10 protein-coding genes are annotated in these 11,221 nt (G+C 73.4%); 9 read left to right on the forward strand and 1 reads right to left on the reverse strand.

Annotation, left to right across the window (positions count from 1 at the left end):
- Positions 1–2: 2 nt before the first annotated feature.
- The 9 genes from G514_RS0104425 (at position 3) to G514_RS0104465 (ending at position 9,693) form a co-directional block, all read left to right on the forward strand.
- Positions 3–878, forward strand: a complete 876-nt coding sequence (locus G514_RS0104425; protein WP_028650770.1) for an MlaE family ABC transporter permease — start codon at positions 3–5, stop codon at positions 876–878.
- Positions 875–1,744, forward strand: a complete 870-nt coding sequence (locus G514_RS0104430; protein ID WP_245582095.1) for an MlaE family ABC transporter permease — start codon at positions 875–877, stop codon at positions 1,742–1,744. Before G514_RS0104425 ends, G514_RS0104430 begins: the two co-directional genes overlap by 4 nt.
- Positions 1,741–2,766 carry an MCE family protein gene (locus tag G514_RS24865; protein ID WP_051246728.1) on the forward strand — a complete coding sequence of 342 codons (1,026 nt, stop codon included), beginning with the start codon at positions 1,741–1,743 and terminating at the stop codon, positions 2,764–2,766. Before G514_RS0104430 ends, G514_RS24865 begins: the two co-directional genes overlap by 4 nt.
- Entirely contained in the window at positions 2,763–3,779 is a 1,017-nt protein-coding gene (locus G514_RS24870) for an MCE family protein (RefSeq protein ID WP_051246731.1), read from the forward strand. The genes G514_RS24865 and G514_RS24870 overlap by 4 nt, the downstream gene beginning before the upstream one ends.
- Positions 3,776–4,765: an MCE family protein gene (locus tag G514_RS24875; RefSeq protein ID WP_169576303.1), complete on the forward strand. Its 990-nt coding sequence runs from the start codon at positions 3,776–3,778 to the stop codon at positions 4,763–4,765. The genes G514_RS24870 and G514_RS24875 overlap by 4 nt, the downstream gene beginning before the upstream one ends.
- The gene (locus G514_RS0104450) at positions 4,762–5,829 is read left to right on the forward strand and encodes an MCE family protein (protein WP_028650772.1); all 1,068 of its coding nucleotides are present in this window, start codon (positions 4,762–4,764) and stop codon (positions 5,827–5,829) included. Before G514_RS24875 ends, G514_RS0104450 begins: the two co-directional genes overlap by 4 nt.
- Entirely contained in the window at positions 5,829–6,869 is a 1,041-nt protein-coding gene (locus tag G514_RS0104455) for an MCE family protein (RefSeq protein ID WP_245582099.1), read from the forward strand. Before G514_RS0104450 ends, G514_RS0104455 begins: the two co-directional genes overlap by 1 nt.
- Entirely contained in the window at positions 6,866–7,975 is a 1,110-nt protein-coding gene (locus G514_RS28970) for an MCE family protein (protein ID WP_028650774.1), read from the forward strand. Before G514_RS0104455 ends, G514_RS28970 begins: the two co-directional genes overlap by 4 nt.
- A gap of 65 nt (positions 7,976–8,040) precedes the next feature.
- On the forward strand, positions 8,041–9,693 hold the full coding sequence (locus G514_RS0104465; protein WP_028650775.1) for a bifunctional 3'-5' exonuclease/DNA polymerase: 1,653 nt from the start codon (positions 8,041–8,043) through the stop codon (positions 9,691–9,693).
- 770 nt (positions 9,694–10,463) lie between these two features.
- Here the strand turns inward: G514_RS0104465 and G514_RS0104475 are convergent.
- On the reverse strand, positions 10,464–11,221 hold a 758-nt coding region (locus G514_RS0104475; protein WP_028650776.1), incomplete at its 5' end, for an HNH endonuclease signature motif containing protein.

Below are 11,221 nucleotides of genomic sequence, written 5' to 3' on the forward strand. Positions count from 1 at the left end.
GAGTGACCGCGACGACTGCGCCAGAGCCGCTCCCCGAGGTCCCGGAGCTGCCACGGCGCAGGAGCACGCCCGCGGGCGGCGCGGTCGGTGGGCTGGCTGGCAGGTTCCGGGCCGGCATCGTCACGACCGGCCAGCTCGTCACGCTCGCGGTCGACGCGGTGGTCTGCATCGTGGCCGACGTGGTGCGCGGCAGGTTCTCGTGGTCGGAGTTCCTGCTGCAGGCGTGGTTCATGACCCGGGTCTCGCTGCTGCCCACGATCCTGGTCGCGATCCCGTTCGGCGTCATCACGTCGGTGCAGATCGGCGCGGTGGCGGCCCAGATCGGGGCGACGTCGTTCAGCGGCGCGGTCAACGGCATCGGCGTGCTCCGACAGGGGGCGCCGCTGGTGACCAGTCTGATGATCGCCGGCGCGGTCGGGTCCGCGATCACCTCCGACCTCGGCGCGCGCACGGTCCGCGAGGAGATCGACGCGCTGAAGGTCATGGGCATCTCGCCCGTGCAGCGGCTGGTCGCGCCGCGGGTCGTGGCGGCGCTGGTCGTCGCGCTGCTGCTCACCGTGGTCGTGGCGATGACCGCCATGGTCACGGCGTTCGCGATGAACGTCGGCGGCGGCACGATCAGCTCGGGTGCCTACCTCGACTCGTTCATGTCGTTCAGCCAGCCCACCGACCTGTTCCTCGCGGAGCTCAAGGCGCTGGTCTTCGGCTTCATCGCCACCGTGGTCGCCTGCCACAAGGGCCTCTCCGCCCGGGGCGGTCCCAAGGGCGTCGCCGACGCTGTCAACCAGGCGGTCGTGCTGAGCGTGATCCTGCTGGCGGCCGCCAACGTCGCCCTCACCCAGGCCTACGTCATGCTGGTGCCCCAGGGGATCGCGTGAGCGGCCGCTCCGCCACCGGTGCCGGTGCGGGCATCGTGGGGGGCGGGATCGTCGGCGCCACCAACGGCGTGCTCGACGCGCTCGCCGCACTCGGCTCGTTCGCGTCGTTCGCCTGGGTCGCGGTGCGGAACGTGCCGTCCACGCTGCGGCTCTACCCCGCCGAGGTGCTGCGCCAGATCAAGGACATCGCATGGGGCTCTGGCGCCCTGGTGGTCGGCGGCGGCACCGTCGGGGTGATGGTGCTGCTCTCGCTCTCGGCCGGCACCTCGCTCGGCATCGAGGGGTTCAACGGCCTCGAGCTGGTCGGGCTGGCGCCGCTGACGGGCTTCATCTCCGCGAGCGCCAACACCCGCGAGCTCGCGCCGCTCATCGCCGCGCTCGCCCTCGCCTCGCAGGTGGGTTGCCGGTTCACCGCCCAGCTCGGGTCGATGCGCATCCACGAGGAGGTAGACGCGCTCGAGGTGATGGCGGTCAGCCCGATGCGCTACCTGGTCACCACCCGGACCATCGCGTGCATGGTGGCGATCCTGCCGCTCTACCTCGTCGGGCTCCTCGGCTCCTACCTCGCCTCGATGCTCTCGGTCGTCATGATCTTCCACCAGTCGCCGGGGCAGTACGACCACTACTTCTCGACGTTCATCCAGGGCCGCGACGTGGGCCTCTCGATGGTCAAGATCGTCATCTTCGCCTTCGCGATCACGCTCCTGCACTGCTGGTACGGCTTCAAGGTCCACGGCGGCCCGCAGTCGGTGGGCGAGGCGACCGGGGCCGCGATCCGCGCCAGCATCGTGGTGGTCGTCCTGCTCGACATGGTGCTGACGCTGGTCTTCTGGGGCGGCGACTCGGGGTTCCGGGTGAGCGGGTGAGCGGCCGCCGGGAGCCGGCGCGCCACGAGCTGGCCGGCCGCGGGCTGGTGGCGCTCGTGGCGATCGCGCTGCTGCTCGCGGCGGTCTACCTGCGCTCCAGCGGTCGCTGGGGCGGCGACCCGGAGGTCTACGCCGACGTCACGAACGCCGGCGGCTCGCTGCGGTCGGGGTCCGACGTCAAGCTGCGCGGCGTCATCGTCGGGCGGGTCACCGGCATCGGCCGGGCTCCCGACGGGACCGTCCGGGTGGCGCTGCGGCTGCCGGAGGAGTCGCTGCGCGACGTGCCCGGCGACGTCGTGGCCCGGATCCTGCCAGCGACGGTCTTCGGCACGTCGTACGTCGACCTGGTGCCGCCGACGGAGCCGGGACGGTCGTCGCTGCGCGCCGGGGCCGTGGTGCCGGCCGACACCTCGACCGACACCGTCGAGCTCCAGCAGGCCCTCGACGACATCGACGCCCTGGTCAAGGCGCTCGGCCCGGCCGAGCTCGCCACCACGATCGGCGCCGCCGCGGTCGCGCTGCACGACCGCGGGGAGCGGCTGGGCGCGACGGCGGAGGTGCTCGACGCCTACCTGCGCAAGCTCAACCCGGCGATGCCGCTGGTCCGCGACGACCTGCGCAGGCTGGCCGACGGGCTCGAGGTCGTCCGCGAGGTCGCACCGGACCTGCTGCAGGCGACCGACGACGGGCTGGTCACCGCGCGCACGATCGTCGACGAGCAGGCCGCGATCGAGGCCGTCCTCGCGGGCGGCACGGGCCTCGCCGGCGACTCCGACGCGTTCATCCGCGCGAACGGCGACGACCTCGCGCGGTTCATCGACAACGCCGCGCGGCTGGTCGACGCGGTCTACGACAACCGCCGCCTGGGCTTCACCGGCGCGCTCCTGACCAACATCCGGGTCGCGGCCGCCGTGGCCAGCGCGGTCGAGGACGGCGCCCTCCAGACCGACGCGGTGCTCCGCTTCGACGCGCCGCCCTACTACGGGCCGGCCGACCGGCCGGCGTACGGGCGGAGCCGGTGACCGGCCTCCGGACGACCGCCGCCAAGTTCGCGGCGTTCGCCCTCGCCTCGGTGCTGCTGCTGGTCGTGCTCCTCAACACGATGAGCCACGGGCTGGTAGGTGACACCCGCGACTACGACGCGGAGTTCAGCGACGTCAGCGGCCTGCGCGTCGGCGACGACGTCCGGGTTGCGGGCGTGCGGGTCGGCCGCGTCGAGTCGATCGACGTCACCGAGCAGGGTGCGCGGGTCGGCTTCGCGCTGGAGGAGGACCAGGCGCTGCTCGACACGACGCGGATGGTGATGCGGTACCAGAACCTGCTCGGCCAGCGGTACCTCGCGCTCGTGCAGAGCGGCCCGCGCGGCGACGAGCTGAGGGCCGGCGCGACCGTGCCGCTCGGCCGCACCGACCCCGGCTTCGACCTGACCGAGCTGCTCAACGGCTTCCGGCCGCTGTTCGAGGTGCTCCAGCCGAGCGAGGTCAACCAGCTGGCGAGCTCGCTCGTGCAGGTGCTCCAGGGCGAGGGCGGCACCGTCGAGCAGCTGCTCCAGCAGACCACGCAGCTCACGACGTACGTCGCCGACCGCGACGCGGTCATCGGCGAGGTGCTGCAGAACCTCACGCCGGTGCTCGAGCACCTGCAGGGCCGCGGCACCGAGATCGAGTCGACCGTGCTCGAGCTGCGCCGGCTGATGGACGGCCTGGCCCGCGACCGCAAGGCGATCGGCGCGTCCATCGACGGCGTCGCGCGGCTGGTCGGCTCCACGTCGTCGCTGCTCGACGACGCCCGGGCGCCGCTGGTGCGAGCGACCCGGCGGTTCGTCGAGGTGGCCGACCTGCTCGCCCGCACGAAGGGCCGGCTCAACCGGGCGCTCGAGAGCTTCGGCGGCACGATCGGCGCGCTGGGCCGACTGACGTCGTACGAGAACGCGATGAACGTCTTCCTCTGCTCGATGACGTTCGCGGTCGGCGACGCGGAGGACGAGATCAACCCGGCGGGCAGCACGGACAAGCACTCGGCGGTGTGCCGGTGAGTGTCCTCTCCGAGCGGGACCCGTTCCGAATCGGCATCGTCGCGCTCGTCGTGGGCGGCCTGGTCGCCGCCGGGGTGGTGCTGCTGAGCACGATGTCGTTCGGCACCACGACCTACACCGCGGTGCTGGAGCACACCGCCGGGCTGCGGGCGGGCGAGGACGTGCAGGTGCACGGCGTGCCGGTCGGCGAGGTCCGCTCGGTCGGGCTCGGCGGCGCCGACGAGGCGACGTACGTCGAGGTGCGCTTCACGCTCGACTCGGGCATCCGTCTGGGCAGGGAGACGACCGCCGAGGTCAAGGTGGCGACCCTCCTGGGCACCCACTACCTCGAGGTCGACCCGCAGGGGCCTGGGTCTCTCGCCGGCTCCACCATCCCTCTCGAGCGCACCTCGGTGCCCTACAACCTGCAGGACGTCCTCGAGCAGGGCACCGAGGCCCTCGACCGGCTCGACCCCGTCCTGCTCGCCCGGGCGCTCACGGCCACCAGCGACGCGCTGGGCAGCTCCAGCGAGGAGGTCGGTCCGGCGCTCGAGGGGATCGCGCAGCTCTCCGAGGTGATCAGCACGCGCAGCGAGCAGACCGGCCGACTGCTGCGGGCGGCGCGCGGCGTGAGCGACCAGCTCGACGCCGGCAGCGACGACCTGTTCGCCCTGATGCGGTCGGCGAACCTCGTGATCGAGGAGGTGGTGCACCGGCGCGAGGCGATCCACCAGCTGCTGGTCGAGACCACGGGGCTGGCCGACGCGCTCGACCAGGTCGTCCGGCAGACGCGCGGCGACCTCGACCCCGCGCTGCGCGACCTCAACAGCGCGCTCGGCTCCCTGCGCCGGCAGGATCGGCGGCTCCAGGCGGTGCTCACCGAGATGGCGCCGGCGGTGCGCTACGTCGCCAACGCGACCGGCAACGGCCCGTACCTCGACCTCTTCCTCAACAGCCCGGCGCTGCCGGCCGACGACGCCAGCTGCGCGCTCGGGAACTGCCGATGACCGCCCGCAAGGCGCTGACCGTGCTCCTGGTCGCCGTGCTCGCGGTGGTGACGGGGTCCTGCGTGCCGGACGCGCCCGGCGGGCCGAGGCACCTGACGGTGACGGCGTACTTCACCGACTCGGCGGGGCTGTTCACCGGCAACGACGTCGGCATTCTCGGCGTGCCGGTCGGCAAGGTCACCGACATCGAGCCCGACGGCGACCGGGTGAAGGTCACCCTCGAGCTCGAGACCGACCAGCCCGTCCCCGCCGACGTGGGAGCCGTGGTGGTGGCGCGCTCGGTGGCGACCGACCGCTACATCGAGCTGACCCCGGTCTACGACGGCGGCCCACGGCTCCGCGACGGCGCGACGATCGCGGTCGACGCGACCCGCACCCCGGTCGACTTCGACCAGGTGCTCGCGACGATCGACGAGTTCGCCACCGGCATCGCGGGGTCGAAGGAGACCACGAAGGCGATCAGGCGGTTCGTGGAGGCCGGCGACGCGGCGTTCTCGGGCCAGGGTCCGCAGCTCCAGGAGACGATCACGACGTTGTCCCAGGCGGCGACCGACGTGAGCGCCCAGCGGGGCGAGATCGTCGCGACCCTCGACTCGCTCGACCGGCTGGTGGCGGCGATCAACGGCAACGAGCAGACCGTGCGGAAGTTCCTGCGTCGCGTCGCCCAGGGCAGCGCGCTCCTCGACGACCAGCGGACCGAGTTCCGCGACTCCCTGCGGGCGCTGGACCGGGCGGTCCACACCGTCGCGGCGTTCGCGGTGAAGAACAAGCGGCAGCTCGTCAAGGCCATGAACGGCTCGGCCGACGTCATGGACGCGCTGCTGGCCAAGCAGCAGCAGCTCGCCGAGGTGCTCGAGGTGATGCCGCTGGCGCTGCAGAACCTCGAGCGCACCAACGACCACGGCCGGGTGCCGATGCGGATCGACCCGACGATCCTCTCGCCGCTCGGGGGTCAGCTCAGCGACGTCTGCCCGAGCCTGCCGGCCCACCTCTGCGACCTGGTCCTCGGCACCGACCCGCAGGTGCCGCGGTCGGTCGCGCAGGTGCAGCGGGGGTGGTGGTGATGGTCTCCCGGGCCGGGTGGGCGCTGCTCGTGCTCGTGCTGACCTGCGGGTGCAGCACGACCCTCGGCGACGTACCCCTGCCGGGCACCGGCGTCGAGGGCGAGACCGTCACGATCGAGGCGGACTTCGACGAGGCGCTCAACCTCGCGACCGGAGCGACGGTCAAGGTGAACGGCGTCGACAGCGGCAAGGTCGAGAAGGTCGAGGCGCGTGACTTCCGGGCCCGGGCGACCCTGGTCGTCGAGAAGTCGGCGCGGCTGCGCGAGGGCGCCACCGCGCGCCTGCGCTACACGACGCCCCTCGGCGAGCTGTTCGTCGACGTCACGAACCCGCCGGACGGGCCGGTGCTCGCCTCGGGCGCCGTGCTGACGAGGAAGGACACGACGACCGCGCCGACGGTCGAGGACGCCCTGTCGCAGGCCTCGCTGCTGGTGAACGGCGGCGGTCTCGGGCAGCTGCAGACGGTCACCAAGGAGCTCAACGCCGCCCTCGGTGGCCGCGAGGGCACCTTCCGCGACCTGCTCGAGCAGACCCGGGTGTTCCTGACCGAGGCCAACGGCACCACCGGGGACGTCGACCGCGCGCTGCGCGGGCTCGCGGACGTGTCCGCCGAGCTGCAGCGGCGGCAGGACGTCATCGACGCCGCGCTGCGCGACCTCAGGCCGGCCGCGAAGGTGCTGCGCGAGAACACGCCCGACCTGACCGCGCTCCTGCGCGAGGTGGAGAGGTTCGCCCGCTCGGCCGACCACCTCGTGGGGCGCACCCGGCGCCAGCTGCTGACCACGATCCGCGAGGTCGAGCCGGTGCTGGCCGAGATCGCCAGGCACAAGGACACCTACGCAGAGTCCCTCGACGCGCTGGTGCGGCTGTCGCACTCGCTCGACTCGGTGGTGCCCGGCGACTACCTGAGCACCGCGCTCGACCTGCACCTCGACGGCGTGACCCTGCCCGACCTCGGCGAGATCGTCGACGGGCTGCTGGGACAGCTCGGCGTGCAGCTGCGCGCGGGCACGCCTCGGTTCGGGGGTGGAGCGCGATGAGCGGGGTGCCGGCGGTGTTCCGCGACCGGCTCTACCTGAGCGCGGTCGGCGTGCTCCTGGTGTTCGTGGTCGGCATCGCCTACCTCTTCGGCGCGGTGCTCGACGAGCCGCTCACGTCGCGGCCGGACCGCGTGACCGTGGAGCTGTCGGCGACCGGTGGGCTGTTCGAGGGGTCGGTGGTCACCTACCGCGGCGTGAAGGTCGGGAAGGTGACCCGCATCGTCGCGACGGGCACCGGCGCCGAGGCCACCGTGTCGCTCGCCGGTGACGCGCAGGTGCCGCGCGGCACGCAGGCACGCGTGCGGTCGCTGTCGCCGGTGGGGGAGCAGTACCTCGACTTCCAGCCGACCACCTCGTCCGGTCCCTACCTAGGCGACGGCGACCGGGTCGTCGCCGACGCCACCGACATCCCGGCCAGCCTGTCGTCGACGGTTCTCGCCGTCGGCCAGGTGCTCGACCAGATCGACGCCCGCAAGCTGCGCCGGCTCCTGGTCGCGCTCTCCACCGGCCTCGGCGGCACGGGGGAGGACCTCGGCAACCTGCTCGACCAGGGCCAGGCCGTGCTGACCGACCTCGACCGGGCCTGGCCGCAGACCGAGCGGCTGCTGCGCGGCTCGGGGCCGGTCCTCGACCTGCCCGTGTCCTCCGCCGGCGACCTGCGCGCGCTCGCGCGCTCGTCACGCGAGCTGGCGGCGTTCCTCCGCGACTACGACCCCGAGCTCCGCGCGACGCTGCGGCGTACGCCGGCGGAGGTCAAGCAGCTGCGCGGACTGATCCGCGACGTCGCGTCGGTGCTGCCGGGCTTCCTCGACACTGCCCTGCCGTTCACCGACGAGCTCGTCGCCCACGACCCGCACCTGCGTGCCCTGCTGCAGTCCTACGCACCCGGTCTCGGCAGCCTCACCGAGGTGATCCGCAACGGCGAGCTCCGCCTCGCGCTCATCCCCGACCTCGACGCCCGGTGCCGCTACGACGTCGCCCGCCGCGACCCGCGCGACCCCACCCGCCGCCCGCTCCAGGACCACGGCCGGTGCTCCGCGTCGTTCGCGCAGCTCCAGCGCGGTGCGGCCCACGCACCGGGACCGGTCGCGCTGCCGCGGTTCTGAGGTCGGCGGGTGTCGCTGCCGGGTGTCGCTGCCGGGTGTCGCTGCCGGGTGTCAGGGTGTTCCTCGTGGTCCGGATCTCGCTCTCGCGCCTCCCGGGCGACCGCGTCCGGGTGCGCGACGGCGACGACGAGCACACGCTCGAGCTGGCCGGGCTGCCGGCGTTCGCACAGGAGCGCGAGGACGGCGCGGCGCGGTGGGTGTGGGACGACACCGCGCGGTGGTACCCACCCCTGCTGGCCGCCGGGGTGCGCATCGAGCGCTGCCACGACCTGAGGCTCGGCCACCACCTGCTCCGCCGGGCGCCGGCGGTCGACCCCGGGCTGCTGTCGGGGCCGGAGTCGGAACTCTGGGACCGGCTCGGGCCCAGCACACCGACGGAGGCGGCCCTGTTCGTGGTCGACGACGCCACCGAGCACCTCCGCGCCCACCTCGAGGACGACCGCCAGCTCGCCGCCGTCGCAGCGTCGCCGGAGGCCGCCCGGCTCCGGCTGCTGCTGGCCGCGGAGTCGTCGGGCGCCCTCGTCGCGGCCGAGATGACCTGGGCCGGGATGCCGTGGCGCGCGGAGATCCACGAGGCGCTGCTCGCCGAGCTTCTCGGGCCGCGTCCGCTGCGCGGCGCCCGGCCGCAGAGGCTCGAGGCCCTCGTCGCCGAGGTGCGCGATGCGCTGGGGGCACCCGACCTCAACCCCGACTCCCGGCCCGAGCTGATGGACGCGCTGCACAGGGTCGGTCTCGACGTGCCCGACGTGCGGGCGTCGACGTTGCGCAGGCTGGAGCACCCGGCGGTGGGGCCGCTGCTGGAGTACAAGCAGCTCGCACAGCTCCTCGCGACCAACGGGTGGGCGTGGCTCGACCAGTGGGTGAGCGGTGGGCGGTTCCGGCCGTCGTACCAGCCGGCCGGCTCGACCACCGGGCGCTGGTCGTCGAACGGCGGGGGCGCGCTGTCCGTGCCGGCGCTGGTCCGGCCGGCTGCCGTCGCCGACGACGGCTGGGTGCTGGTGGTGGCCGACGTGGCGCAGCTGGAGCCGCGGGTGCTGGCCGGCATGAGCGGTGACCGGGCGCTGGCGCGCTCGGCCCGCGGGGCCGACCTCTACCAGGGCATGGTCGACGACGGTGCCGTGGCCAGCCGCAACGACGCGAAGCTGGGCCTGCTCGGCGCGATGTACGGCGCCACCAGCGGTGAGAGCGGACGGATGGTTGCCGGCCTCACCCGCCGCTACCCCGACGCGTTCGGGCTCGTGGAGGAGGCCGCGCGCGCGGGTGAGCGCGGCCAGGTGGTGCGCACGCTGCTCGGCCGGGGCTCACCGGGTCTCGGCGACGCCTGGGACCGCGACCCCGACGACCCGCCGGCCGACCCCGACGGCCTGGCCAGGCAGCGCCGGGCCTACGGGCGGTTCACCCGCAACTTCGTCGTGCAGGGGACCGGCGCCGAGTGGGCGCTCTGCTGGATCGCCGACCTCCGCAACCGGCTCTGGCGTCTCGGCGACGGACCTCTCGACCACCGGCCGCACCTCGTGTTCTTCCTCCACGACGAGGTCGTCGTGCACACCCCGGCGACGTTGGCCGACGCGGTCACGCAGGAGGCGCGACAGGCGGCGGCCACCGCTGCGGGGCTGCTCTTCCGCGACCTCGACCTCGACTTCCCGCTGACGATCTCGGTCGTGCGCAGCTACGCCGAGGCCGGCAAGGCCGGCGCGCCGGCCCCGAGCGCCGGCTAGCGGGCGGCGGCCCACGCAGCGGCGAGCCCGGCGACCGTCGGGTCGCGAAGTGGGTGACCAGCCGGCCAAGGGTGAAGACCGTCGTGCGCTGGTCGATGGCGGCGCCCAGCGTGCGCTCCTCGGGCGCCATGAACCGGTCGGAGCCGAACATCCGCCCGACGGTGTTGGTGAACGGCCCGGGGTGGTAGGTGTCGAGGTCGACCACGGTGAGCCGGTCGTCCGGCGCCACGATCAGACAGCCGTCGTAGAGGTCGCACGCGACCCAGCCGAGCTCGGCGAGGTCGACGTGCACGTCGATGAGGGTGTCGAGCACTGCCAGCATCCGCTCCGCCGGCAGGTGGCCGAACCTCTGGTACGCCGAGCGCGGGTCGCTCCGCTGCGCGCGCGGCACGCCGACCAGCTCACCCGGCGCGGCGTCGTAGACCAGCGCCGGCCCGCTGCCCGTGGCGACGACGTTGCGGAGCGTCGCCAGCGCGGGGTGGTCGCACGAGCGCGCCAGCCGGACGGCGTTCTCGAGCAGCGCGACCCGGCCCGCGTGGTCGAGCGCCGGCACCGGCACGTCAGGCAGCGGCTCCACGGGTCCGGCCGACTTCACGAACACCCGCTCCCCATCGGCCTCCACCAGCCACGAGACGTTGCCCGAGTCCTGCGTGTGGTGGTCGAACGTGCGCACCACCGTGCCCGCCCCGGCGACGAAGGCCGCCGCGGTGAGGGCGGTCGAGGTCTCGGTGAGCAGCGCCGTCACCGGGCAAGTATCGGGCGCTTGCCGCTCACCTGCGTCGGTGGAAGGTGTACTTGCCGGTGGGGAGTTGGTCGAGGTGGTAGCGGGGGTCGTGGGCTCGTGCGTGGTGGTGGGGGCAGAGTGAGATGAGGTCGCGGAGGTTGGTCTTGCCGCCGTCTGTCCAGCGTTTCTGGTGGTGGGTGTGGGTCATGCCGGGTGGCCAGTCGCAGCCGTCGATCTCGCAGCCGCGGGTTTCGATGGTCTTGGCGATGCGTTGGGCCTCGGAGGCGAAGCGGTTCTTGCGGCCGAGGTCGAGGACGTGGGACTTGCCGTCGAGGACGGCGGGGATGACGCCGGCTTCGCAGGCGAGCCGCCGTGCGGCGCCGGGGGAGAGTCGTTCGCCGGTGTCGAGCCGCGCGGCCTTCAGTCGGCCCTCGAGCGCGTCGAGCGTCATCGTGACGACGACGGTGGCGTTGAGGCCGCCGGCCTTCGGGAGATGGTTCTTGGGGTAGCGCTGGATGAGCTCGGCGAGGGCTTGTCCGAGGCGTTGCGGGGTGGGCTTGCGTTCCCCGAGCGGTCCCTTGCTGGCCTGGCGTCTGGGGGCGGCGAGGGCGAACAGGTGCTTCTTGAGCATGGCGCCGGTGAGGGTGTCGAGGGTGAAGCGGCCGTGGGTCTTGCCGTGTCCGTCGTCCCAGATGGTCAGCCGGGTCGCTGCGGCGGCGGCTTGTTCTTCTCGTTCGAGGAGTGTGGCTTCGTGGGCGTCGGCGGTCTCGGGGGAGGTGACTTCGAGGATCCGGCGGCCGAGGA

This window comes from Nocardioides halotolerans DSM 19273, assembly GCF_000422805.1.
Classification (GTDB): Bacteria; Actinomycetota; Actinomycetes; order Propionibacteriales; family Nocardioidaceae; genus Nocardioides; species Nocardioides halotolerans.